The sequence below is a fragment of the Sporolactobacillus pectinivorans genome, from assembly GCF_002802965.1.
Classification (GTDB): domain Bacteria; phylum Bacillota; class Bacilli; order Bacillales; family Sporolactobacillaceae; genus Sporolactobacillus; species Sporolactobacillus pectinivorans.
In genome coordinates this window covers 355,858-380,649 of record NZ_NXGA01000001.1, presented here as the reverse complement: position 1 = coordinate 380,649, position 24,792 = coordinate 355,858, and the positions used below count along the sequence as shown (strand labels likewise).

Annotated in this window: 19 protein-coding genes, 8 tRNA genes, 3 rRNA genes and 2 other annotated features (1 of these 32 only partly in view); all 30 genes read left to right on the top strand. The window is 48.1% G+C overall.

What is annotated here, in order from left to right; genetic code table 11:
• Positions 1-14: 14 nt before the first annotated feature.
• The 30 genes from lysS (at position 15) to rplA (ending at position 24,597) form a co-directional block, all read left to right on the top strand.
• Complete coding sequence (lysS, locus tag COP04_RS02070; RefSeq protein WP_100486476.1) at positions 15-1,511, top strand: lysine--tRNA ligase; 1,497 nt, start codon at positions 15-17, stop codon at positions 1,509-1,511.
• A 798-nt stretch (positions 1,512-2,309) separates the two neighbouring features.
• Positions 2,310-3,860, top strand: a 16S ribosomal RNA gene (locus COP04_RS02065).
• Between the two features lie 186 nt (positions 3,861-4,046).
• Positions 4,047-6,977 (top strand): 23S ribosomal RNA (locus tag COP04_RS02060).
• 78 nt (positions 6,978-7,055) lie between these two features.
• Positions 7,056-7,172, top strand: a 5S ribosomal RNA gene (gene rrf / locus COP04_RS02055).
• The 16S, 23S and 5S rRNA genes sit together here with 8 tRNA genes alongside, the layout of an rRNA operon.
• Positions 7,173-7,177: 5 nt before the next feature.
• Positions 7,178-7,250: transfer RNA gene (locus COP04_RS02050), tRNA-Val, on the top strand.
• 7 nt (positions 7,251-7,257) lie between these two features.
• A tRNA-Thr gene (locus COP04_RS02045) sits at positions 7,258-7,330 on the top strand.
• Between the two features lie 20 nt (positions 7,331-7,350).
• Positions 7,351-7,425, top strand: a tRNA-Lys gene (locus COP04_RS02040).
• A 31-nt stretch (positions 7,426-7,456) separates the two neighbouring features.
• Positions 7,457-7,531: transfer RNA gene (locus tag COP04_RS02035), tRNA-Gly, on the top strand.
• Positions 7,532-7,543: 12 nt separating this feature from the next.
• Positions 7,544-7,632 (top strand) — tRNA-Leu (locus COP04_RS02030).
• Positions 7,633-7,646: 14 nt separating this feature from the next.
• Positions 7,647-7,723 (top strand) — tRNA-Arg (locus tag COP04_RS02025).
• 3 nt (positions 7,724-7,726) lie between these two features.
• Positions 7,727-7,800, top strand: a tRNA-Pro gene (locus COP04_RS02020).
• A gap of 10 nt (positions 7,801-7,810) precedes the next feature.
• A tRNA-Ala gene (locus tag COP04_RS02015) sits at positions 7,811-7,883 on the top strand.
• A 272-nt stretch (positions 7,884-8,155) separates the two neighbouring features.
• Complete coding sequence (locus tag COP04_RS02010) at positions 8,156-8,614, top strand: CtsR family transcriptional regulator (protein WP_100486475.1); 459 nt, start codon at positions 8,156-8,158, stop codon at positions 8,612-8,614.
• Between the two features lie 465 nt (positions 8,615-9,079).
• Positions 9,080-11,527 (top strand): ATP-dependent protease ATP-binding subunit ClpC, encoded by a 2,448-nt coding sequence (clpC, locus tag COP04_RS02005; RefSeq protein ID WP_100486474.1) that lies wholly within the window; start codon positions 9,080-9,082, stop codon positions 11,525-11,527.
• Between the two features lie 146 nt (positions 11,528-11,673).
• Entirely contained in the window at positions 11,674-13,107 is a 1,434-nt protein-coding gene (gene radA / locus COP04_RS02000) for a DNA repair protein RadA (RefSeq protein ID WP_100486473.1), read from the top strand.
• 90 nt (positions 13,108-13,197) lie between these two features.
• Entirely contained in the window at positions 13,198-14,304 is a 1,107-nt protein-coding gene (locus COP04_RS01995) for a PIN/TRAM domain-containing protein (RefSeq protein ID WP_100486472.1), read from the top strand.
• A 47-nt stretch (positions 14,305-14,351) separates the two neighbouring features.
• A complete protein-coding gene (gene ispD / locus COP04_RS01990) occupies positions 14,352-15,065 on the top strand; it encodes a 2-C-methyl-D-erythritol 4-phosphate cytidylyltransferase (protein WP_100486471.1) in 714 nt (237 codons plus the stop codon).
• A complete protein-coding gene (gene ispF, locus COP04_RS01985) occupies positions 15,043-15,528 on the top strand; it encodes a 2-C-methyl-D-erythritol 2,4-cyclodiphosphate synthase (RefSeq protein ID WP_100486470.1) in 486 nt (161 codons plus the stop codon). Before ispD ends, ispF begins: the two co-directional genes overlap by 23 nt.
• 128 nt (positions 15,529-15,656) lie before the next feature.
• Positions 15,657-17,138, top strand: coding sequence for a glutamate--tRNA ligase (gene gltX, locus COP04_RS01980; RefSeq protein WP_100486469.1), 1,482 nt, complete (start codon positions 15,657-15,659; stop codon positions 17,136-17,138).
• Positions 17,139-17,220: 82 nt separating this feature from the next.
• Positions 17,221-17,434, top strand: a binding site (T-box leader).
• A gap of 146 nt (positions 17,435-17,580) precedes the next feature.
• A complete protein-coding gene (gene cysE / locus COP04_RS01975) occupies positions 17,581-18,234 on the top strand; it encodes a serine O-acetyltransferase (protein ID WP_100489480.1) in 654 nt (217 codons plus the stop codon).
• 5 nt (positions 18,235-18,239) lie between these two features.
• Complete coding sequence (gene cysS, locus COP04_RS01970) at positions 18,240-19,643, top strand: cysteine--tRNA ligase (RefSeq protein WP_100486468.1); 1,404 nt, start codon at positions 18,240-18,242, stop codon at positions 19,641-19,643.
• 4 nt (positions 19,644-19,647) lie between these two features.
• Positions 19,648-20,061 (top strand): Mini-ribonuclease 3, encoded by a 414-nt coding sequence (locus tag COP04_RS01965; protein ID WP_100486467.1) that lies wholly within the window; start codon positions 19,648-19,650, stop codon positions 20,059-20,061.
• Entirely contained in the window at positions 20,061-20,801 is a 741-nt protein-coding gene (gene rlmB, locus COP04_RS01960) for a 23S rRNA (guanosine(2251)-2'-O)-methyltransferase RlmB (protein WP_100486466.1), read from the top strand. Before COP04_RS01965 ends, rlmB begins: the two co-directional genes overlap by 1 nt.
• Before the next feature lie 5 nt (positions 20,802-20,806).
• Positions 20,807-21,316 (top strand): NYN domain-containing protein, encoded by a 510-nt coding sequence (locus COP04_RS01955; RefSeq protein ID WP_100486465.1) that lies wholly within the window; start codon positions 20,807-20,809, stop codon positions 21,314-21,316.
• 72 nt (positions 21,317-21,388) lie between these two features.
• A complete protein-coding gene (gene sigH / locus COP04_RS01950) occupies positions 21,389-22,039 on the top strand; it encodes an RNA polymerase sporulation sigma factor SigH (RefSeq protein ID WP_100486464.1) in 651 nt (216 codons plus the stop codon).
• A 213-nt stretch (positions 22,040-22,252) separates the two neighbouring features.
• A complete protein-coding gene (gene rpmG / locus COP04_RS20660; RefSeq protein ID WP_420852775.1) occupies positions 22,253-22,390 on the top strand; it encodes a 50S ribosomal protein L33 in 138 nt (45 codons plus the stop codon).
• A 28-nt stretch (positions 22,391-22,418) separates the two neighbouring features.
• A complete protein-coding gene (gene secE / locus COP04_RS01940; RefSeq protein WP_100486463.1) occupies positions 22,419-22,616 on the top strand; it encodes a preprotein translocase subunit SecE in 198 nt (65 codons plus the stop codon).
• 31 nt (positions 22,617-22,647) lie between these two features.
• A complete protein-coding gene (gene nusG, locus COP04_RS01935; protein WP_100486462.1) occupies positions 22,648-23,184 on the top strand; it encodes a transcription termination/antitermination protein NusG in 537 nt (178 codons plus the stop codon).
• 193 nt (positions 23,185-23,377) lie between these two features.
• Positions 23,378-23,803 carry a 50S ribosomal protein L11 gene (rplK, locus tag COP04_RS01930; protein WP_100486461.1) on the top strand — a complete coding sequence of 142 codons (426 nt, stop codon included), beginning with the start codon at positions 23,378-23,380 and terminating at the stop codon, positions 23,801-23,803.
• A 101-nt stretch (positions 23,804-23,904) separates the two neighbouring features.
• Positions 23,905-24,597 carry a 50S ribosomal protein L1 gene (rplA, locus tag COP04_RS01925; protein WP_100486460.1) on the top strand — a complete coding sequence of 231 codons (693 nt, stop codon included), beginning with the start codon at positions 23,905-23,907 and terminating at the stop codon, positions 24,595-24,597.
• Between the two features lie 57 nt (positions 24,598-24,654).
• Positions 24,655-24,792, top strand: a sequence feature (ribosomal protein L10 leader region); it runs 14 nt beyond the window's last position.

The following is a 24,792-nucleotide window of genomic DNA, read 5'->3' as shown; positions in this document are numbered from 1 at the left end:
AGGTTGGAAAGCACATGAGTCAGGAAGTAGATCTGACCGATCAGCTTCAGGCAAGACGCGAGAAGCTGAAGGATTTAATTGAACAAGGGATTAATCCCTTCGGCGGCCGCTATGAGCGCACCCATGATACAGAAAAAATCCGCACGCTCTATAGCTCGATGACTGAAGAGGAGTTGGAAGAAAAACCTGTTTCCGTTGTCATGGCCGGTCGCTTAATGGCGAAAAGGCGCAAGGGTAAGGCCGGTTTTGCAGATATGCAGGACTTTAACGGAAGAATTCAGCTTTATGTCAGAAAAGACAATGTAGGCGACGAACAGTACGAGATATTTAAGCGTATCGACATCGGAGACTTTGTTGGAGTAGAGGGTACGATTTTTAAAACGCATGTAGGTGAACTTTCCATTAAGGTCACAAACTTCAGCGTTCTTTCAAAGGCAATGCGTCCGCTGCCGGATAAGTTTCACGGGCTGAAAGATGTGGAACAGCGTTATCGCCAGAGATACTTGGACCTGATTGTGAATCCGGAGGTCAGGAAGACATTTGTTTTGCGGAGTAAGATTGTCCAGACCGTCCGCGACTATCTGGATGGTGAGAATTATCTGGAAGTAGAAACGCCTACGATGCATTCTATTCCCGGCGGTGCTGCGGCACGTCCGTTTATTACGCATCATAATGCGTTGAACATGGATCTCTATATGAGAATTGCTATCGAGCTGCACCTGAAACGGCTGATTATCGGTGGATTTGAAAAAGTCTATGAGATCGGCCGCGTCTATCGCAACGAGGGCATCGACACGAAGCACAATCCAGAGTTTACGATGCTTGAACTCTATGCAGCCTATGATGATCTGCGGGACATCATGGTTCTAACTGAGAGCCTGATTTCCTCAGTGGCTAAAAAGGTACTTGGCACGATGGAGATCACTTACGAAGATAAAAAAGTTGATCTCAAACCAAGCTGGCGGAGAGTTCACATGGTTGACGCCATTAAGGAAACAACCGGTGTGGATCTGTGGCCCGAAATGTCTGATGAAGAGGCCCGGAAACTGGCAGTTGAAAACGGTGTAGAAGTCAGAGATGACATGACTTATGGACACGTTGTCAACGAATTCTTCGAGCAAAAAGTGGAGGAGACATTAATCCAGCCGACTTTTGTATTTGGACATCCGGTTGTCATTTCCCCTCTGGCTAAAAAAGATCCTAATGACCCCCGTTTCAGCGACCGGTTTGAGCTATTTATTGTCGGACGTGAACATGCCAACGCGTTCAGTGAACTGAACGACCCGATCGATCAGCGCGCGCGATTCGAAGAGCAGATGCGCGAAAGAGAGGCGGGAAATGATGAGGCACAGATTATCGATGAAGACTTTCTCGAAGCGATGGAATATGGCATGCCGCCTACCGGGGGATTGGGTATCGGCATTGACCGGCTGATTATGTTACTGACAAATTCAGTCTCTATCCGCGACGTGCTGCTCTTCCCTCAAATGAGGAATCGTGAAGTCAAGTAAAAGTGATCTATGAAAGCTGTTTCCTGCCGGATACTGGGCCGATGGGAGCAGCTTTTTAATTATGCTTTTTTATATAGAAGTTGTTCGAAAAATCACCGAATGATCAGCGGCGAATCTCAACGCCCGCTTTAGTTGAAAGGATCTTTCGCTAAATACGTACACATCCTGCTTACAACGCAAAAGGCACCGTATCCTGCGGAAGTGCGCCAGCGTACAACGCAGAAGTCAGCACATCCTTTGCCCGTTCACGTAGCGTCAATCTACGCTCCGATCCTTGGGACTTCGCCGTCTCGACCTTCCGATGGTCATGAATGAGGCGATGCAACACGATGTTGCGGTTTTAGCCTGCAACCATCCTCCTTCGTCGCCTTTTTGAACAGACTCTAATAGGGTGACGAAAATACAGCAGCGGCTGTCGATGAATTTTGCAGTGCTTTGCCCCATTGACAAAACGGAGGAATGCTGATAATATCTTTAATGTTGCTGAAGAGCTTGTCTTTGTGCAGATGGCAAGTTAAGCAGAAAAGCATTTTGGAGTAAAACTGCTTTCCGCTAAGCAGGTATCGCCAGTCTGTTACCGGCAATGTTTTCGTTTGTCATTTTTTTATTGACAAAGAAAACTTTTATTGATAGAATAGATAAGTCGCTCAGAGAAGCGATGCGGAATGTTCCTTGAAAACTGAACAAAAGCCAAGCGTGATTTAAAGGGTGAAACCCTTAAGTCAATTCAAAATTTTTGCTGAGGATCGACAGAACGAAAAAGAAACAAGCGGAAGCTTCGGCTTCCTGGAAGAGTATTTTTTGGAGAGTTTGATCCTGGCTCAGGACGAACGCTGGCGGCGTGCCTAATACATGCAAGTCGAGCGCACGGAAGGGGGCTTGCCCCCGGAAGTGAGCGGCGGATGGGTGAGTAACACGTGGGCAACCTGCCTGTAAGACGGGGATAACTCCGGGAAACGGGAGCTAATACCGGGTAACACGCTGCACCGCATGGTGCAGGGTTGAAAGATGGTTTCGGCCATCGCTTACAGATGGGCCCGCGGTGCATTAGTTAGTTGGCGGGGCAACGGCCCACCAAGACCGCGATGCATAGCCGACCTGAGAGGGTGATCGGCCACATTGGGACTGAGACACGGCCCAAACTCCTACGGGAGGCAGCAGTAGGGAATCTTCCACAATGGACGAAAGTCTGATGGAGCAACGCCGCGTGAGCGAAGAAGGTTTTCGGATCGTAAAGCTCTGTTGCCGGAGAAGAATGAGTGAGAGAGGAAATGCTCTTGCAGTGACGGTATCCGGCCAGAAAGCCACGGCTAACTACGTGCCAGCAGCCGCGGTAATACGTAGGTGGCAAGCGTTGTCCGGAATTATTGGGCGTAAAGCGCGCGCAGGCGGCTTCCTAAGTCTGATGTGAAATCTTGCGGCTCAACCGCAAGCGGCCATTGGAAACTGGGGAGCTTGAGTACAGAAGAGGAGAGTAGAATTCCACGTGTAGCGGTGAAATGCGTAGAGATGTGGAGGAATACCGGTGGCGAAGGCGGCTCTCTGGTCTGTTACTGACGCTGAGGTGCGAAAGCGTGGGGAGCAAACAGGATTAGATACCCTGGTAGTCCACGCTGTAAACGATGAATGCTAGGTGTTAGGGGGGTCCAACCCCTTAGTGCTGAAGTTAACACATTAAGCATTCCGCCTGGGAAGTACGACCGCAAGGTTGAAACTCAAAGGAATTGACGGGGGCCCGCACAAGCAGTGGAGCATGTGGTTTAATTCGAAGCAACGCGAAGAACCTTACCAGGTCTTGACATCCTTCGACCGCCTGAGAGATCAGGCTTTCCCCTTCGGGGGACGGAGTGACAGGTGGTGCATGGTTGTCGTCAGCTCGTGTCGTGAGATGTTGGGTTAAGTCCCGCAACGAGCGCAACCCTTGACCTTAGTTGCCAGCATTGAGTTGGGCACTCTAGGGTGACTGCCGGTGACAAACCGGAGGAAGGTGGGGATGACGTCAAATCATCATGCCCCTTATGATCTGGGCTACACACGTGCTACAATGGGCGGTACAAAGGGCTGCGAGACCGCGAGGTTGAGCCAATCCCATAAAGCCGCCCCCAGTTCGGATTGCAGGCTGCAACCCGCCTGCATGAAGCCGGAATTGCTAGTAATCGCGGATCAGCATGCCGCGGTGAATCCGTTCCCGGGCCTTGTACACACCGCCCGTCACACCACGAGAGTGGATAACACCCGAAGTCGGTGCGGGAACCTTTATGGACCCAGCCGCCGAAGGTGGGACCCATGATTGGGGTGAAGTCGTAACAAGGTAGCCGTATCGGAAGGTGCGGCTGGATCACCTCCTTTCTAAGGAAAAAGAGACTCAGCGAAGCGTTTGGGCTTTTGTTTGGTTTTGAAGGAAGCATTCCTTCAGACCCGGCGTCCCTTCGGGGGCGTGGGACGATCCTTGAAAACTGGATAACGAAAGAAACAAGCAACAAGTCAAGTCATTCCATAACGACCGAGCATCAAAGATGGCGTCTTTGATCGAGTGGTTAAGTTTTAAAGAGCGCACGGTGGATGCCTTGGCACTGGGAGCCGATGAAGGACGGAACGAACTCCGATAAGCTCCGGGGAGCTGTAAGTCAGCTGAGATCCGGAGATTTCCGAATGGGGGAACCCCCTGCCCGAACGGGCAGGATGGCGCGCTGAATCCATAGGCGCGTCAAGGCAGACCCGGGGAACTGAAACATCTCAGTACCCGGAGGAAGAGAAAGCAAATGCGATTTCCTGAGTAGTGGCGAGCGAAACGGAAACAGCCCAAACCAGGGGGCTTGCCCCCTGGGGTTGTAGGACACTCCACATGGAGTCAGAAAGACGCGCAGCAGGCGAACGGCCTGGAAGGGCCGGCCAGAGAAGGCAAACGCCCTGTAGCCGAAGCGGCGCGTCCTCCGGAGTGGATCCTGAGTACGGCGGGACACGAGAAACCCCGTCGGAAGCAGGGAGGACCGTCTCCCAAGGCTAAATACTCCCCAGTGACCGATAGTGAACCAGTACCGTGAGGGAAAGGTGAAAAGCACCCCGGAAGGGGAGTGAAAGAGATCCTGAAACCGTGTGCTTACAAGTAGTTGGAGCCCCCTTCGGGGGGTGACAGCGTACCTTTTGTAGAATGGACCGGCGAGTGGCGATTCTAAGCTAGGTTAAGCTGAAGAGGCGGAGCCGCAGCGAAAGCGAGTCTGAAGAGGGCGAATGAGTTTAGGGTTGCCGACCCGAAACCGTGTGATCTACCCATGTCCAGGGTGAAGTTCAGGTAACACTGAATGGAGGCCCGAACCCACGCATGTTGAAAAATGCGGGGATGAGGTGTGGGTAGGGGTGAAATGCCAATCGAACACGGAGATAGCTGGTTCTCCCCGAAATAGCTTTAGGGCTAGCCTCGGACGCGTGAGGCCTGGAGGTAGAGCACGGATTGAATAAGGGGTCCCCACAGGATTACCGAGTTCAGTCAAACTCCGAATGCCAGGCGCTTACGTCCGGGAGTCAGACGGCGAGTGATAAGATCCGTCGTCGAAAGGGAAACAGCCCAGACCGCCGACTAAGGTCCCCAAGTGTGTGTTAAGTGGGAAAGGATGTGGCGTTGCCCAGACAACCAGGATGTTGGCTCAGAAGCAGCCACCATTTAAAGAGTGCGTAATAGCTCACTGGTCGAGTGGCGCTGCGCCGAAAATGTAACGGGGCTCAAACACAGCACCGAAGTCGCGGATGACCCGATGGGTCATGGTAGGGGAGCGTTCCAAGGGCGTAGAAGGTTCACCGGAAGGTGGGCTGGAGCGCTTGGAAGTGAGAATGCCGGTATGAGTAACGAAAAGAGGAGTGAGAATCTCCTCCGTCGAAAGCCTGAGGTTTCCTGAGGAAGGTTCGTCCGCTCAGGGTTAGTCGGGACCTAAGCCGAGGCCGAGAGGCGTAGGCGATGGACAACAGGTGGAAAGTCCTGTACCGCCAAGACACGTTTGAGTGATGGGGGGACGCAGGAAGGCAAGGCCAGCGCACGGATGGAAGAGTGCGTTCAAGCCGTGAGGCCGGCAGCGAGGCAAATCCCGCTGCAGGAAGCCGAGCGGTGATGAGGAGGGAAATAGAGTACCGAAGGGCCTGTACCTACACTGCCAAGAAAAGCCTCTAGCGAGTGTCACGGCGCCCGTACCGAAACCGACACAGGTGGGCTAGAAGAGAATTCTCAGACGCTCGGGAGAACTCTCGTTAAGGAACTCGGCAAAATCACCCCGTAACTTCGGGAGAAGGGGTGCTCGACGGGCCTTCGGGCCCAGAGAGCCGCAGTGAAAAGATCCAAGCGACTGTTTATCAAAAACACAGGTTTCTGCGAAACCGCAAGGTGAAGTATAGGGGCTGACACCTGCCCGGTGCTGGAAGGTTAAGAGGAGAGGTCATCCCTTCGGGGAGCCGCTTTGAATCGAAGCCCCAGTAAACGGCGGCCGTAACTATAACGGTCCTAAGGTAGCGAAATTCCTTGTCGGGTAAGTTCCGACCCGCACGAAAGGTGTAACGATTTGGATACTGTCTCAACGAGAGACCCGGTGAAATTATAGTACCTGTGAAGATGCAGGTTACCCGCGACAGGACGGAAAGACCCCATGGAGCTTTACTGCAGCTTGATATTGGATGTGGGTATCGTTTGTACAGGATAGGCAGGAGCCAGAGAAGCCGGACCGCTAGGTTCGGGGGAGGCGCCCGTGGGATACTGCCCTGACGATACCGGCATTCTAACCCGGGACCGTGATCCGGTCCGGAGACAGTGTCTGGTAGGCAGTTTGACTGGGGCGGTCGCCTCCTAAAAGGTAACGGAGGCGCCCAAAGGTTCCCTCAGAATGGTTGGAAATCATTCGCAGAGTGTAAAGGCACAAGGGAGCTTGACTGCGAGACCCACAAGTCGAGCAGGGACGAAAGTCGGGCTTAGTGATCCGGTGGCACCGCATGGAAGGGCCATCGCTCAACGGATAAAAGCTACCCTGGGGATAACAGGCTTATCTCCCCCAAGAGTTCACATCGACGGGGAGGTTTGGCACCTCGATGTCGGCTCATCGCATCCTGGGGCTGAAGTAGGTCCCAAGGGTTGGGCTGTTCGCCCATTAAAGCGGTACGCGAGCTGGGTTCAGAACGTCGTGAGACAGTTCGGTCCCTATCCGTCGCGGGCGTTGGAAATTTGAGAAGAGCTGTCCTTAGTACGAGAGGACCGGGATGGACACACCGCTGGTGTTCCAGTTGTTCCGCCAGGAGCAGACGCTGGGTAGCTATGTGTGGCCGGGATAAGTGCTGAAAGCATCTAAGCATGAAGCCCCCTTCAAGATGAGATTTCCCATGGTTTCAAACCAGTAAGGCCCCTCAGAGATGATGAGGTAGATAGGTCTGGAGTGGAAGCGCGGTGACGCGTGGAGCGGACAGATACTAATCGGCCGAGGGCTTAACCCAGACGGTCAGTCTGTGGAAGACAAGGCGCTTGTTTCGTTCGTTACCGGTTTTGAAGGCTCGTTCGAGCCGGGTATTTAGTCTGGCGGTTATAGCGAAGAGGTCACACCCGTTCCCATCCCGAACACGGCCGTTAAGCTCTTCTGTGCCGATGGTAGTGGGGGGCTGTCCCCCTGTGAGAGTAGGTCACTGCCAGGCAATTTGGAGGATTAGCTCAGCTGGGAGAGCGTCTGCCTTACAAGCAGAGGGTCATAGGTTCGAGCCCTATATCCTCCATTTTTATGCCGGTCTAGCTCAATTGGTAGAGCAACTGAATCGTAATCAGTAGGTTGGGGGTTCAAGTCCTCTGACCGGCACTCCTCATTTCATGAGGTATGAGCCACTAGCTCAGGGGTAGAGCATCTGACTTTTAATCAGAGGGTCGAAGGTTCAAATCCTTCGTGGCTCACCATTTGTTATTAATAAGAATCAATTATCATTATGCGGAAGTAGTTCAGTGGTAGAACATCACCTTGCCATGGTGGGGGTCGCGGGTTCGAATCCCGTCTTCCGCTCCATTTTTGTGCTATGCCGGGGTGGCGAAATTGGCAGACGCACAGGACTTAAAATCCTGCGGTAGGTGACTACCATGCCGGTTCGAGTCCGGCCCTCGGCACCACTTATTCTGTTTTTGCGCCCTTAGCTCAATTGGATAGAGCGTCTGACTACGGATCAGAAGGCTGGGGATTCGAGTTCTCTAGGGCGCACCATATCGGGAAGTGGCTCAGCTTGGTAGAGCACCACGTTCGGGACGTGGGGGTCGCAGGTTCAAATCCTGTCTTCCCGATCATTTTTATGGGGCCTTAGCTCAGCTGGGAGAGCGCCTGCTTTGCACGCAGGAGGTCAGGAGTTCGATCCTCCTAGGCTCCATTACATTTACTGTTTCAAGGCTGATAATTTGGAACAAAACATTATTAATGATTGCGCTATTAAAAGGCGGTGTTTTTGTCACTAAAGGCAAAGGCACCGTCTTTTAATGTCTTTTAAATACTATAGGTAAAAATTTGCGGTGAATCATATGAAAACAAGGCTTCCAGAATATTTCTATTATCGACCGCACAAGAGCAGTTGATTATTTATCAAAATTCAGTCATAATTGTGATATAGTCAAAGTTAGTCAAAGTCAGGGAGGAGATGCCCCGATGAGGAACATATCTGATATCATTGAAAAATATATAAAAGAAATACTTAACTCAAGCGACAATATCAGGCTGAAGAGGAGCGAACTTGCTGAAAAGTTTCAGTGCGTACCATCACAGATTAATTACGTGCTTAAAACTCGCTTTTCTATCGAGAGAGGCTATGTGGTCGAGAGTAAAAGGGGCGGCGGCGGATACATTCAGGTCGTCAAGGTTCAACCGGTCACGGATGCTGATTTAATTGATGAAATGATCAATTTAATTGATTACAGACTGACTGAAAATATGGCTGATTCGATTATTATTCATTTGCTTGAGGAGCAGGTGATTAGTGAAAGGGAAGCAAGACTGATGCTGAGCGCGATCGATCATAGTGTTCTTGATGTCGATATACCAATAAGAGACGTGATGCGTGCGAATATTTTAAAAGCAATGCTCCAGTCGCTGACTTATACACGATGACCGTTCATTTTTAAGCGGTGAATGCTGATTGGGGAATGGGTAATGTTTTATATTTACCTTATTGAAATACTGCGTCTATTTTTAGATGCACATCTTTTTTAGAAATGAATAAAGAGGAATTAATCAGACGTCCGGCGAAATAATAATTTAGATCATTGCCTTCAATGAGCGCTTTACGTTAAATGGACTGACAGGCTGCAAGAATTTTTGGACCTGAACAGTTAGCCCCTAATATTATCAGCGGGTGTCATAAGCGGTATGAGTTGAAGATTTTCAGAAGGTTCTCTACAATAGACTGAACAGGGAGAATCATTGACAGAATTCGGCAGTCGATTACTTTATGCCCTGGAAATCGGTAACCGTGAACCTGTCTAAAATGGTTTACCGATAAAATTTCTTTTTTGTGAATGGATTTCTTCGAAAGGCCTGAAAGAAAAGAGAAAGCGACAAAGGGAGGCCACAATTATGATGTTTGGACGATTTACGGAGCGCGCTCAAAAAGTGCTTGCACTTTCTCAGGAAGAGGCCATCAGGCTGGGACACAATAATATAGGCACGGAACATATTTTACTCGGGCTAGTCCGGGAAGGGGACGGAATTGCGGCTAAAGCTCTGCTTGCTCTAAATCTGAGCCCTGAAAAAATTCAGAAGGAAGTTGAAGCGCTGATCGGGCGTGGAACTGAAACGGTTCAGTCCCCACACTATACGCCAAGAGCTAAACGGGTGATAGAGCTGTCTATGGACGAGGCGAGAAAAATCGGCCATTCCTATGTAGGTACCGAGCATATCCTGCTAGGGCTGATTCGTGAAGGCGAAGGTGTGGCTGCACGGGTTCTGAATAATCTCGGTGTCAGCCTGAACAAGGCCAGGCAGCAGGTACTTCAGTTGCTGGGAAGTCATGAAGCAACTGCCGGCGGCGTTCAGGGAAGAAATACTGCTCATGCCAGCACGCCGACTCTTGATAGTCTGGCACGTGATCTGACTGCGATGGCCGGAGAAGGAAGCCTTGATCCGGTGATTGGCAGAAGCAAAGAAATTGAGCGTGTGATTGAAGTACTTAGCCGCCGGACAAAGAACAATCCGGTTCTGATCGGTGAGCCGGGTGTAGGGAAAACTGCAGTAGCCGAAGGGCTGGCACAGGAAATTGTCAATAACGAAGTTCCGGAAATTCTGCGCGACAAGCGCGTTATGACTCTGGATATGGGCACGGTTGTCGCGGGTACGAAATACCGCGGTGAATTTGAAGATCGGCTGAAAAAAGTGATGGATGAGATCCGTCAGGCAGGAAATATTATTTTGTTTATTGATGAACTTCATACCTTGATCGGCGCGGGCGGTGCTGAAGGGGCAATCGACGCTTCAAATATTCTTAAGCCCTCACTGTCCCGCGGCGAACTGCAGTGCATCGGTGCGACAACGCTCGATGAGTACCGCAAATACATTGAGAAAGATGCTGCACTGGAACGGCGGTTTCAGCCGATTAAAGTTAAAGAACCGACAAAAGAAGAATCTATACAAATATTAAAGGGGCTGCGCGACCGGTATGAAGCGCATCATCGTGTGAAAATTACCGACGATGCTATTGAAGCTGCGGTTCATTTGTCAGACAGATATATTTCTGACCGCTTTCTCCCTGACAAAGCGATTGATTTAATGGATGAAGCTTCTTCGAAAGTCCGGTTGCGCTCCTATACGGCTCCGCCAAACCTGAAAGAGCTTGAACAAAAACTGGAAACGGTGAAAAAGGAAAAAGACGCTGCAGTGCAGAGCCAGGAATTTGAGAAGGCGGCTTCACTTCGCGACAGCGAACAAAAGTTGAAAGAACAAGTGGACGCTTGTGAAAAAGACTGGAAGGAAAAACAGGGGAAGGAAAATACCCAGGTTCTGTCTGATGATGTAGCACAGGTTGTTGCAAATTGGACGGGAATCCCTGTTGTGCGTCTGGAACAAAAAGAGAGCGACCGCCTGCTGAATATGGAAGATATTCTCCATAAAAGGGTTGTGGGGCAGGACGAAGCGATTAAAGCGATTTCTCATGCGATTCGCAGAGCACGCGCAGGCCTTAAAGATCCTAAGCGGCCGATTGGATCATTCATTTTCCTTGGCCCCACAGGTGTAGGAAAAACTGAACTGGCGCGCGCGGTTGCTGAAACGCTCTTTGGTGACGAAGAGGCAATTATCAGGATTGATATGTCAGAGTACATGGAAAAACATACAACATCGCGGCTCGTTGGTTCGCCTCCGGGATATGTGGGTCATGAGGAAGGCGGACAACTGACAGAAAAAGTACGCCAGAAACCTTATTCAGTTATTTTGTTTGATGAAATTGAAAAAGCGCATCCAGATGTTTTCAATATCCTCCTGCAGGTGCTTGACGATGGCCGCCTGACGGATTCGAAGGGAAGAACGGTAGACTTCCGCAATACGGCGATCATTATGACGTCCAATGTGGGCGCAAGTGAATTAAAGCGTAATAAATATGTCGGCTTCTCCGTGGGCGGCGAAGGACGCGAATATAAAGAAATGAAAGATAAAGTAATGAGCGAGCTAAAACGCGCTTTCCGTCCGGAATTTCTCAACCGAATTGATGAGATCATTGTTTTCCATGAATTAAAAAAGGAACAGCTGCTGGAAATAGTTTCGCTGCTGGCCGATCATTTGAAACACCGGTTGTCTAATCAGGGAATCATCATCGATTTGACCGATGCTGCAAAAGCGCAGATCGTTGAGGAAGGCTATGATCCTGAATATGGTGCGAGGCCACTCCGAAGAGCGCTTCAGAGACGTGTGGAAGACAAATTGTCCGAAGAACTGCTTAAAGGGAATATTGAAAAGGGAACTCATGTCGTCATTGATTATGAAGATAGCGAATACGTGGTCAGAAAAAAGGAAGAAGCAGTTGCAAGGTCCTGACCGAATCATGCCAAAATGATGAAGGAGCCAAAGTTTGATATAAACCTTGGCTTCTTTATATATTAGAATAGGTGACTAGGAACTTTGTGTACGGATCTATTTAATAACAGATCGGATCCGGGGTTGAGAACGGATGGGTGGATTCAATGGCGAAATCAAAAACAGTTTTTATATGTCAGGAATGCGGTTATGAAAGTCCAAAATGGATGGGTCGCTGCCCGGGTTGCCAAAATTGGAACACAATGGTAGAAGAGACAATTCGGCCCGCAACGACTGGGACATCATCTGTCATACATGACAATAAGCCGTCACTGCTCAGCCAGATTACATTGGATGAAGAACCGAGAATTGTCACTGAACTGAAAGAGTTTAACCGAGTGATGGGCGGCGGCGTTGTCCCAGCTTCACTGACACTGGTTGGCGGTGATCCGGGGATCGGTAAATCGACGTTGCTTCTTCAGGTTTCCAATCAACTGGCCCAAAAGGGGCACACCGTGCTTTATATCTCCGGAGAGGAATCAGTGCGCCAAACCAAGATGAGGGCGGGTCGTCTTAATGTTTCTTCAGACAAACTGTATGTACTTGCGGAGACGGATATTCACCAAATCGAAGCACATATGGAAGATGTTCAGCCTGAAATCATGATTATTGATTCGATTCAAACCATTTATAACTCTGAAATGTCTTCCGCTCCCGGCAGCATCTCTCAGGTTAAGGCATGCACCGGTGATCTGCTCCGGATTGCGAAAACCCGCGGTACGGCCATTTTTATTGTCGGCCATGTTACAAAAAACGGGGCTCTTGCAGGTCCAAGGACGCTGGAACATATGGTGGACACGGTTCTTTATTTTGAAGGTGAAAGACATCATACTTTTCGTATCCTCAGGGCGGTTAAAAACCGCTTTGGCTCGACGAATGAAATGGGTGTATTTGAAATGAAGGAATCGGGACTTGCCGAGGTCGCCAACCCTTCTGAAATTTTCCTGCAGGAGCGAGCCAAAGGGGCATCTGGTTCCGCCATTGTTGCGGCAATGGAGGGCACCCGCCCGGTTCTTGTAGAAGTACAGGCGCTGGTTACACCGACAAGCTTCGGGAATGCGCGCAGAATGGCAACGGGGATGGACGATCACAGAATATCATTGCTGATGGCTGTACTGGAAAAAAGAGTTGGTCTGCTGCTGCAAAACCAGGATGCATATGTAAATGTTGCCGGCGGCATTAAGCTTGATGAACCGGCGACAGATCTTGCCGCTGCAGTGAGTATCGCTTCAAGTTTCAGCAATCATCCCACTGGGGTGACTGATGTATTTATCGGGGAGATAGGCCTGACAGGTGAGATAAGAGGCGTATCCCGGATTGAACAAAGGGTTAATGAGTCCTGTAAACTCGGTTTCTCAAGGGCTTTTATTCCCGAAAAAAATCTGAGCGGCTGGACGCACCCTGAAGGAATGGAAATCGTCGGTGTTGGGTCATTGACTCAGGTTATCGATCTGGCACTTGGGGGAATGGGGAACGGTGCCTCAATGCCTGATTTCTTTTCCCCGGAATTTAGCGAATCACATAAATCAGGTCATATTTAATGCCTGATTCAAAAAAGAAATGCAATTTGCGGGAGAATGTTGTTTTGATTTTGTCAATTTGTCAATAATGTTTTGAGGAGGTGATGGAATGTGTTTAAACGAGTAACTCAGCTATTTTTTATTCTTCTGGGAGGTACACTAGGTTTTGTCTATATACCGAAAATTATTCTGCTTTTGAATTTTGGCAACGACATTCCGGGATGGTTCGAATCCCCTTTTGCAGGTATGGTCATCGGGGCAGTGATTGTTGCACTCTTAACTTTTTGGTTTGTGGACTCGTTGGTCGACGTAATGAAAACTTTTGAAGACAGGATTATTAAAGCCCCGGTCACGGATGTCGTTTTCGGTACAATCGGCTTGGTGTTTGGCTTGGTCATTTCTTTCCTGATCCAGCTCCCTCTATCAGGGCTGAATATTGCGGGAATCAGTACGGTTCTCCCAATTTTTATTTACATCTTTTTAGGCTATTTTTCTTTTCAGATCGGCTTCAAAAAACGAGATGAGCTTATAGGTCTTTTCCATATGCCTGTAAGATCCCGGGAGAAAAAACGTGATGTAAAACCGGGAGGGATTCAGCAGACTGAATTTGTACCCTATAAAATTTTTGACACAAGCGTGATCATCGATGGCCGAATTGCTGATATATGCCAGACTGGGTTTTTGGAAGGTACGATGGTGATACCGCATTTTGTTCTTGAGGAACTTCAGCATATTGCGGATTCATCCGATGTGCTGAAGCGAAACCGCGGACGGCGTGGACTTGACATTCTCAATAAAATTCAGAAAGACCATTCGATTCATGTCGATCTCTATGAAGGAGATTACGATGATATCACAGAGGTGGACAGCAAACTCGTCCGGCTCGCAAAGGAAATGGGTGGTATTGTCGTTACGAACGACTTTAATTTAAACAAAGTCTGTGAGTTTCAGGGTGTCCGTGTGCTGAATATCAATGATCTGGCTAATGCAGTCAAACCGGTAGTGCTCCCGGGTGAGGAACTGCAAGTGCAAGTCATTAAAGACGGGAAAGAACAAAACCAGGGTGTTGGGTATCTTGACGATGGTACAATGATTGTGGTAGAAGAAGGACATAGGTATATTGGCAAGACAATCGACGTGATTATTACGAGTGTCCTGCAAACTTCCGCAGGACGAATGATTTTTGCCAAACCTAAATTGCTTGAAAAAGCGCTGTAAATCCGCGGGTCGCGGTTCAACGCTGTGTATTCGGAGGTTCTCGGAAGATGGACTACCAAGTAGTAATTGTTGCAGCAGGCCAGGGCGCGCGTATGGGGGCAGATGTCAATAAGGTGCTGTTACCATTGAAGGGGGAGCCGGTTATCGTCCATACTCTGCGTGTCTTTGAGCAAGATGCATGTTGCGCAGGGATCATTCTCGTTGTCAAGAGGAACGAAGCAGACCAGTTCCGAAAGCTGCTTGAAGTATATCGGATTCATAAGATCATCACTTTGGCAGATGGTGGAAGTGAACGTCAGGAAAGTGTTTTTAATGGGTTGAATTGTTTAAAAAAACCTGAAGATACGATTGTGCTCGTGCATGATGGAGCCCGGCCGTTTATCGACCGGATCCGGATTGCCGAGGTTGTAGAAGCGGCGGACAAGTATGGTGCGGCGCTTCTTGCTGTTCCTGTAAAAGATACGATTAAAAGAGTCGACGGCCATAGCGTTCAGGAAACTTTGGAACGGAAAAGCCTGTGGGCTGCACAGACGCCTCAGGCCTTCCGCCTGTCCTTAATCACGAAGGCTTATCGTGAGGGTGCTGTGCGCCATTTAAATGCTACCGACGATGCCTCGCTTGTCGAACAGATGGGTGTACCGGTAGTGACTGTTATGGGAAGCTATCGGAATATTAAGCTGACAAATCCTGAAGATATGATTATCGCAGAAAAATTTCTGGAGGAAAGGAAGAAACAAGATGCGTGTAGGCCACGGATTTGATGTGCACCGATTTGCAGAGCAGCGGAAATTGATCATTGGCGGAATCGCCATCCCTTATGATCTCGGCCTGGAAGGACATTCCGATGCAGATGTTCTGCTTCACGCAATTTGCGACGCCCTGCTGGGTGCTGCCGGCGAAGGAGACATCGGCAGACACTTTCCCGATACTGACGAGGCTTTTAAAGATGCCGACTCCAAGGGCCTGCTTGCGGAAGTGTTGACCATCGTCCATGCCAAAGGTTACGAAGTGGGCAATGTCGATTGTGTTGTCATTGCCCAGAAACCGAAACTGGCACCTTATATCCCGGAAATGCAGAAAACTATTGCAGAAATTATGGGAATAGACAAAGATCAGATTAATGTCAAAGCGACGACGACCGAAAAACTGGGTTTCACCGGCAGGGGAGAGGGCATAGCAGCTGAAGCTGTCTGCCTTCTTGAAACCCGCCCGGACAACAATTAGTGTCAGGGTGTCTGATTGACGAAATAAGGAATAATTTGGCTGATTTGTATGGAAAAAGTTGAAAAAAATGATATTCTGGTTATTATCCGTGCTAAAATGAAAAAGAATAACGGAAAGTGGTGAACGTAGTGACAGAAGAAGTAAGGGTACGCTATGCACCGAGTCCGACAGGCTTTCTGCATATCGGCAATGCGCGTACTGCAATTTTTAATTATCTTTTCGCCCGTCACGCGGGGGGAAAATTTGTTATCCGCATCGAGGATACTGACCAGAAAAGGAATGTTGAAGGCGGCGAGGAAAGCCAGCTCAAGTTCCTGAAATGGCTGGGGCTTGAATGGGATGAGAGTGTTGATGTAGGCGGTGCTTACGGTCCCTACCGGCAAATGGAGAGACTGGATATCTATAAGAAATATTGGCAGGAACTGCTCGACAAAGGGCTCGCTTATAAATGCTACTGCACGGAAGAAGAGCTGAAGGCAGAGCGTGAAACCCAGATGGCAAATAAACAGGCACCGCATTACTCGGGGAAGTGCCGTCATCTGACAGCAGAGCAAATCGCGCAATATGAGGCGGAAGGCAGAAAACCGACCATCCGCTTCAGAGTAACTGAAGATCAGAAAATTGAATTTGATGATATTGTCAAGGGGCATGTTTCGTTTAATTCAAATGATGTCAGTGATTTTGTTATTGTCAAACAGAATGGCGTGCCAACTTACAATTTTGCGGTTGTAGTTGATGATCATTTGATGAAGATGACTCATGTTCTGCGCGGGGAAGAGCATATCTCGAATACACCGAAGCAGATCATGCTCTTCAATGCTTTTGGCTGGCAACCGCCGGTTTTTGGGCACATGACGCTGATTGTTAATGAGAGTCATAAGAAATTAAGTAAACGCGACAATAGTATCGTTCAATTTATTGAACAGTATAAAAACATGGGTTTTCTTCCTGAAGCACTATTTAACTTCATCGCCCTTCTTGGATGGTCGCCTAAGGGTGAAGAAGAAATTTTCTCCCGTGAGGATTTTATCAAAATGTTCGATGCCGACAGGCTGAGCAAATCGCCGGCGATGTTTGATAAATCGAAGCTGGAATGGATGAACGGTCAGTACATTAACAAACTGTCTGCTGAAGAATATGTCAAATTCACTTTACCTTTTCTGATTGACGCAGACCTGCTTCCGGCTCAGATGACACCGGATCAGGAAAGGTGGGCAACACGCGTTGTTTTACTTTATCAGGAACAGCTGCACTATGGCGCTGAAATTGTTCAGCTCAGCGATATGTTCTTTAATAAAAGTATCGTGAATGATGATCTGACCAAGGATGAGCAGAAAATCCTTGCCGGCGAACAGGTGAATGAGGTGCTTTCCGTGTTCAACCGCGAGTTGAAAAGCTTGGCGGAATGGAAAGCGGAAGCCATTGCGCCGAAGATTAAAGTCGTGCAGAAAGAAACCAAGCAACGCGGCTGGAAACTGTACATGCCAATCCGTGTTGTAGCAACCGGATCGCAGCACGGTCCAGAATTACCGGAAGCCCTTGAACTTCTTGGAAAAGATATTGTGCTTAAACGGATGGAACGCTATCTGGATGCCCAGGCAACAGTCTGATTGCTCCAGTTTAAGACTCTTGCTTCCACAGAACGAATGTTGCCGGATAACGAATGTGCGCATATGGTGTAAGAGAATAGGTCACAAAGTGTTGAAGGGGTTAAGTAAGGATTATTTCTTCTCCCACAGAGAGGGCGGATAGAAGCTGAAAGCCGCTCGGGAAGTAAAATCACTGAATTGCGCCTCTGAGCTCTTCGCTGAATGTTCAGTAGGCGAAGACGGTGGTCGCCGTTATCGGCATTGAGTGGAGAATTTTCTCAAACAAAGTGGAACCGCGTCCTGAGGGCGTCTTTGTGTCAAAACGGCACAAAGGCGCCCTTTTATAATATCCGTTCAGAATATCAAATCGTTGTTTGCTGATTCAGGCTGTTAATCAGAAAAACAATTTATTGTAGAGGGAATGAAATTTAGTGAAAAAGCAGAACTCGGGGGTGTATCAGAAGTGCGGAACATTATTGCCGAGGATCTGAAAAATGTGTTTGATCAGGACCCCGCGGCACGAAGCAAGCTTGAAGTCATTATGACCTACTCCGGTCTCCATGCAATTTGGGCGCATCGGGTCGCACACTGGCTCTGGCAGAAGAAAATGTTCTTCCTTGCAAGGGTGCTCTCCCAGCTTACCCGTTTTCTGACGGGCATAGAGATCCATCCGGGAGCTAGAATAGGCAGACGTTTTTTCATGGATCACGGTATGGGCATTGTTATCGGGGAAACATGTGAGATTGGCGACGATGTCACAGTTTTTCAAGGTGTAACCTTGGGCGGGACAGGGAAGGAAAAGGGAAAACGGCATCCGACTGTTGGCAATGATGTACTGATTTCAGCCGGGGCAAGAGTGCTTGGCTCAATTACAATTGGCGATCATTCCAAAATCGGCGCAGGGTCAGTGGTCCTGCACAATGTGCCTGCTGATTCGACGGTCGTCGGTATCCCGGGCCGTGTCGTCCGCCAGAATGGCTTAAAAGTCCACCATCATGATCTGGATCATACAGATCTTCCGGATCCCGTTTCCGATAAAATTGAACAGCTTGAGAAAGAAATAATCAGTATGAAAAGGGAAATCAGCGAATTAAAAACGTTGTCTAAAAAGGAGTGACAAAGATGGGACTTAAAGTATTCAACACGATGACAAGAAAGAAAGAAGCGTTTATCCCTCTTGAAAAGGGAAAAGTTAGAATGTATGTTTGTGGACCGACTGTGTACAATTACATCCACATTGGAAACGCAAGACCGGCTGTTGTGTTTGATACCATCCGGCGGTACTTTGAATACCGCGGTTTTGACGTTACTTATGTCTCGAATTTTACAGATGTAGATGATCGGCTGATCAATGCATCGAAAGAGCGGCATATCTCTGTCCCGGAAATTGCCGATCAGTTTATTAAAGCGTTTCTGGACGATGTTGGTGCATTGAATGTCAAAAAAGCGTCGTTCAATCCCAAAGCTACGGAAACAATGCCGGAAATCATAACATTTATTAAAAAGCTGGTTGATGCCGGTTATGCTTATCCAGTTGACGGGGACGTCTATTATAGGACAAGGAAATTCCGTGACTACGGAAAACTCTCCCACCAGTCCGTCGACGACCTGAAATCGGGTGCACGGATTGAGATCGGGGAAAGCAAAGAGGACCCGTTGGATTTTGCGCTATGGAAAGCTGCGAAACCTGGGGAAATTAAATGGGAAAGCCCGTGGGGCGAGGGACGTCCCGGTTGGCATATTGAATGCTCTGCAATGGTTGAAAAGTACTTAGGAGAAACCATTGATATACATGCGGGCGGGACAGATCTTGTCTTTCCCCATCATGAAAATGAAATCGCCCAGTCCGAAGCGCTGCATCACAAGGAGATGGCGCACTACTGGCTCCATAATGGGCATATCCAGATTAATAATGAGAAAATGTCGAAATCCATTGGCAACGTCATCCTTGTCCATGATCTGATCAAAAAATTTGATCCGCAGGTGATTCGTTTCTTTATCCTGACCGTACAATATCGCCATCCGATTAATTTCAGCGATGAGCTGTTGAATGACGCAGTTCAAGCGTTCGGCCGGCTAAAAACCGCCTACTATAATCTGGACCACCGTCTTAAAGGTCGCAAGACAGCAGTTTCAGACGGACAAACGGATAGTGTGGATCAATACCGCCGCAGTTTTATCGAATCAATGGACGATGATTTCAATACGGCCAATGCCATTGCGGTATTGTTTGAAATTGTCAAAGATGCAAATGTGGCATTGCAGGATGAAAAATCGGATGCAGCCGTGCTGTCGGCATATCTGGATATACTTGGGGAATTGTCGGGCGTGCTCGGACTGAAACTTGCCGACACTTCAGAGAGTATATTAGACAGCGATGTTGAAACGTTGATTAGCAGACGTGAAACGGCGCGAAAGCAAAAAGATTTTGACGTTGCCGATGAACTACGTGATGAGCTGAAAGAAAAGGGTATTATTCTTGAGGATACTGCTCAGGGCGTGCGCTGGAAGAGAGGCCGGGAATAAAAAAATGAGCAGAAAACAAGTAGATCCGTCAACATTAAGCAGTCTCGTCCTCGCGTTTATGGGAGACGCGGTTATTGAAACCTATGTTCGTGATGCGGTCATTTCCGGCGGGAAAGCTAAAATTCATGCTTTGCATGAACAAACAGTCGGCTATGTTTCAGCGCGGGCGCAGTCCGCTTTTCTCCATGAGCTGATCGATCAGGACTTTCTGACCGACTCGGAGCTTGATATTGTCCGGCACGGCCGTAATGCCAAATCACATTCTGTACCCAGAAATACAGATGTTCAGACCTATAATTTCAGCACGGGATTCGAAGCGTTGATTGGCTATCTGCATTTTCAGAACAAACAAGAAAGAATTGATGCTATTATGGACAAAATGTTTACTGATCATTCGGTCGAGGGGGCACGTGCCTAATGAACGATGAATGGATTGTGGGCCGCCACCCTGTTGCGGAAGCGATACGTGCCGGCCGTGAAATCAACAAAGTATGGCTGAACAAAGAAGGAAGAGGATTCAGCGAATTGCTTGATCTGATAAAAGAAAACGGGATTGCGGTGCAGTTTGTACCGAGGCAGAAGCTGGATCAGCTCTCTCAGTCGTCACAGCATCAGGGCGTTGTCGCGTCCGTGGCGGCTTACCGTTATTCGGAACTCTCCGATTTATTCGCACTGGCGGAGCAGCGTCACGAAGAGCCTTTTTTTCTGATGCTGGATGGCATCGAAGATCCCCATAATCTCGGATCAATGCTCAGAACAGCCGATGCTGCAGGATGCCATGGTGTAATCATTCCCAAGAGGCATTCGGTCGGCCTGACTTCCGTTGTAGCAAAAGCATCGACAGGCGCAATTGAATATATTCCGGTCGTGCGTGTGGCCAATCTTGCAAACACGATGGATGGTCTGAAGGAGCAGGGCATCTGGTTTGCGGGAACCGCAGCGGATGGCAGCGAAGAGTATGCAACAGCCGATTACTCCATGCCCGTATGCCTCGTAATCGGCAATGAAGGGGCAGGCATGTCACAGCTGATCCGAAAAAAATGTGATTTTCTCATCAGCATCCCGATGGCCGGGAAAGTTACTTCACTGAATGCGTCCGTAGCGGCAGGCCTGCTTATGTACGAAGTGGGCAGACATCGGAAACAGAAAAAAGGGTGAGCGCGATGAATGACATCCTGATCGTTGACGGGTATAACGTGATTGGCGCCTGGACAGAATTGAAAACGCTGAAGAAAAAAGATTTTGAGAATGCCCGTGACTTGCTGATTGATAAAATGGCAGAGTATCAGGCTGTGACCGGCTGGCGGGTCATTGTTATTTTTGATGCTTATCTGATACCCGGCCAGGAAACCAAAACACAAAAATCAAAAGTTGAGGTGATTTATACTAAAAAAAGTGAAAAAGCGGATCAAAAGATAGAAGGATTGATTAGAAAACTGCAGAATGTAAAAACCCGGATTCATGTGGCAACTTCAGATATGGCTGAACAGTGGGCTGTTTTTTCCCAGGGCGCGCTAAGGAAGCCATCCAGAGAGCTGATCGAAGAAATCGGGAAAATAGACCGCGAAATCGGAGCTGCGACAATGAATAAACAATCTTCTGGAAAAGGCACAAAGATTCCGATGGATGAAGCTACGAGAGAAAAGTTGGAAAAAATGCGGAGAGGTTTTTGAATTTTCTTGACGATTTGAATTTTTTTACTGTATAATTTTTAAAAAGGTATCATCGCGCTCGGAGGGATGAAGATGAGTTACGATTCAGTAAGAACAGACGCAGCAGTATTTCGTTCCCTTGATGATGAAAACATACTGGAAGTAGTCCATGGTGGCAATGGTGATGCACTGGAGTATCTCATCTCCAAATATAAAAATTTTGTCCGGGCCAAAGCAAAGGCCTATTTTCTTGTCGGAGCTGACCGTGAAGATATCATTCAGGAAGGAATGATTGGGCTATTCAAGGCCATCCGTGATTATCAGGGTGATAAGCCGGCTTCATTTAAAGCGTTTGCAGAGTTATGCATTACGCGTCAGATGATCACTGCCGTCAAAACTGCAACGCGGCAGAAACATATTCCTCTGAATTCATACGTCTCGCTCGACAGGCCGATCTATGACGAGGAATCGGAACGTACACTGCTGGATGTGGTAGGCGAGACACACTCGTCAAATCCGGAACAGCTGCTGATCAGCAGGGAAGAATATGATGACATTGAAGAAAAACTTTCAAAAGTTTTGAGCGATCTCGAGCGGAAAGTATTAAACCAGTATCTTGACGGTCGTTCCTATCAGGAAATATCCGCAGATTTGAAACGTCATGTCAAATCAATTGACAATGCGCTGCAGAGAGTGAAAAGAAAACTAGAGCATTGTCTGAAACTGAAGGAACTCAGCCTGTAATGCGCTCCGGGTTTTATTGACAGGGAAATTGCCTTGTGATAGATTATAAATAGTGTGTACTGTTGAGAAGAGAGGCGGCTGGTCGCCTTTCTTTATTTTACTTTCGGGAAAAACTGCCGGCTCTGGCAGAGACTCATGCCGACTGTAATAAACGGTTTTCGTGCCGCTGATAAAAAACGGTATGAATCAAGGTGCCTGCGTTGAGAAAGAAGACTGTTCTCTCCTGAACGGTTTGCCCAATCAGGGAGCTATGCCGCTTCCAAGAGTACGAGCCGTGAAATTGAACGGTTTGAAATGAATAAATTTTGCAAAAACTGCAATGCGTACACATTGCATTGCAAAACAAAGTAGAATTTTCACGCGGAGGTATTGAAAAAGCATGGCAGGTATTATTAAGGGAACTGGAGAATTCTTTCGGGACATCGTCACTGAAACAAAGAAAGTTACCTGGCCGACACGCAAAGAACTTTTCAAATATACGGTCACAGTGGTTGTGACTGTTGTTTTTCTTGCTGTTTTCTTTGTCCTGGTTGATCTGGGCATTACGCAGATTTTACATTTGATTACAAAACAATGATGGCCGGCCGGTCATTTGGAGGAAGAAAGTTATGGAGAAGAACTGGTATGTTATTCACACATACTCGGGTTATGAGAATAAAGTCAAAACCAATCTGGAAAAAAGAGTAGAATCCATGGGGATGGCCGATAAGATTTTCCGGATTCTCGTCCCGATGGAAGAAGAAACGGAAATGAAAAACGGTCAGAAAAAAACGGCGATGAAGAAAGTATTCCCCGGTTACGTGTTGACAGAGATGATTATGACGGATGACTCTTGGTATGTTGTGCGCAATACACCGGGTGTTACGGGATTTGTCGGCTCGACCGGGGCAGGATCGAAACCGATTCCTCTGCTCCCCGAAGAAGTGGATGCCATTCTGAAACAGATGGGCTTGAAAGAGCGGGTTGTAGATGCTAATTTCTCGCTTAAGGAACAAGTGAAGGTCAAAGAAGGTCCGTTTGCCGACTTTATCGGAAGTATTGAGAGCATTGACCAAGAAAAAAGCAAGCTTAAGGTTCACGTCAATATGTTCGGCCGCGAAACACCGGTGGAGCTGGACTTTGGCCAAGTCAAAAAGCTCGACTGAATCAGGCCACTGTAGTTTTGGCAGTGAAAATGAATCTTGCTTTTTTTCGGGTGCACATGTATAATTTTGATGTTTGTATGATTAATACTGATCTCACCCATCATCAGTACAAAATTTGAAACAGCCATAGAGATTTATTGAATGAGTGGAAGGGATTGCCCCGTACCACAAATTGTTTCAGGGAGGTGCTCTCATGGCAAAAAAAGTCATTAAATTGGTAAAGCTACAGATTCCAGCAGGAAAAGCAAATCCGGCTCCGCCAGTTGGCCCGGCATTGGGCCAGGCGGGCGTTAATATTATGGGCTTCTGCAAGGAATTCAACGCACGGACATCTGATCAGGCCGGCTTGATTATTCCGGTTGAGATTACAGTTTTTGAAGACCGTTCGTTTACATTTATCACAAAGACGCCGCCAGCGGCTGTTCTTCTGAAAAAGGAAACCGGCGTTGAATCAGGCTCTGGCGAACCTAACAAGAAGAAGGTTGCGACGATCAAGCGTGACAAGGTTCGTGCTATTGCGGAACTGAAAATGCCCGACTTGAACGCAGCTGACGTTGAAGCGGCAATGCGGATGGTTGAAGGAACTGCACGCAGCATGGGCATTGTGGTTGAGGATTGATTTTTCCTTAATTCGGGATGCTGCGGATGATTCAATCCGCGTGGTTTTATGATTGGTGGGAGGTCAATGCAAACCGCTAGTACCACAAAGGAGGATTTTGAATGGCTAAAAGAGGAAAGAAGTATCTTGACGCAGTTAAAGCTGTCGACCGCTCCAAGGCATACAACATTGATGAAGCTGTCAGCCTTGTGAAGAAGATTGCTGTTGCAGGATTTGATGAATCGATTGATGTGGCTGTCCGGCTGGGTGTTGACACACGCAAGAATGATCAGCAGGTTCGCGGCGCAGTCGTACTTCCGAATGGCACAGGCAAAACGCAGCGCGTTCTTGTTTTTGCCAAGGGCGATAAAGCGAAGGAAGCTGAAGCAGCTGGTGCCGACTATGTTGGCGAACAGGAATATGTTGAGAAGATCAGCGGAGGATGGTTTGACTTTGATGTCGTTGTTGCCACTCCGGATATGATGGCTCAGGTTGGCCGCCTTGGCCGCGTGCTTGGTCCTAAAGGCTTGATGCCAAATCCGAAAACAGGCACTGTTACATTTGACGTTGAAAAGGCTGTTAAAGAAATCAAGGCCGGGAAAGTGGAATATCGTGCTCAGAAAGACGGAAATGTCCATGTTCCGATTGGCAAGGTTTCATTCGAAGACAACAAGCTTGTTGAGAATTTTAACGTCTTGGTAAGCACGCTTGTCAAAGCGAAACCCGCAGCGGCTAAGGGGACTTATCTGAAGAATATTGCGATCTCGTCAACGATGGGCCCGGGTGTCAGAGTTTCAACAGCTGTTGCCCGTTGATTTGTACAAAGTTGACAAGGTACGCTGAAACCACTATAATCAATTAACGTTAATGAACAAATTTATGATTAATAGCCGTAGACAGCAGGGGCATTTTTAATGCTTAATTTATTCCCGGCCGAGGTATTGAAGAATCTTGATAACTCTTTTTGTGTTAGATAGAAACTTACCCTCATGTCTGAACAGGCTGAGGGT

Coding starts and splice junctions, on each gene's coding strand:
- lysS (WP_100486476.1), top strand. CDS start 15: ATGAGTCAGGAAGTAGATCTGACCGATCAGCTTCAGGCAAGACGCGAG.
- COP04_RS02010 (WP_100486475.1), top strand. CDS start 8,156: ATGAGGAACATATCTGATATCATTGAAAAATATATAAAAGAAATACTT.
- clpC (WP_100486474.1), top strand. CDS start 9,080: ATGATGTTTGGACGATTTACGGAGCGCGCTCAAAAAGTGCTTGCACTT.
- radA (WP_100486473.1), top strand. CDS start 11,674: ATGGCGAAATCAAAAACAGTTTTTATATGTCAGGAATGCGGTTATGAA.
- ispD (WP_100486471.1), top strand. CDS start 14,352: ATGGACTACCAAGTAGTAATTGTTGCAGCAGGCCAGGGCGCGCGTATG.
- ispF (WP_100486470.1), top strand. CDS start 15,043: ATGCGTGTAGGCCACGGATTTGATGTGCACCGATTTGCAGAGCAGCGG.
- cysS (WP_100486468.1), top strand. CDS start 18,240: ATGGGACTTAAAGTATTCAACACGATGACAAGAAAGAAAGAAGCGTTT.
- COP04_RS01965 (WP_100486467.1), top strand. CDS start 19,648: ATGAGCAGAAAACAAGTAGATCCGTCAACATTAAGCAGTCTCGTCCTC.
- rlmB (WP_100486466.1), top strand. CDS start 20,061: ATGAACGATGAATGGATTGTGGGCCGCCACCCTGTTGCGGAAGCGATA.
- COP04_RS01955 (WP_100486465.1), top strand. CDS start 20,807: ATGAATGACATCCTGATCGTTGACGGGTATAACGTGATTGGCGCCTGG.
- sigH (WP_100486464.1), top strand. CDS start 21,389: ATGAGTTACGATTCAGTAAGAACAGACGCAGCAGTATTTCGTTCCCTT.
- secE (WP_100486463.1), top strand. CDS start 22,419: ATGGCAGGTATTATTAAGGGAACTGGAGAATTCTTTCGGGACATCGTC.
- nusG (WP_100486462.1), top strand. CDS start 22,648: ATGGAGAAGAACTGGTATGTTATTCACACATACTCGGGTTATGAGAAT.
- rplK (WP_100486461.1), top strand. CDS start 23,378: ATGGCAAAAAAAGTCATTAAATTGGTAAAGCTACAGATTCCAGCAGGA.
- rplA (WP_100486460.1), top strand. CDS start 23,905: ATGGCTAAAAGAGGAAAGAAGTATCTTGACGCAGTTAAAGCTGTCGAC.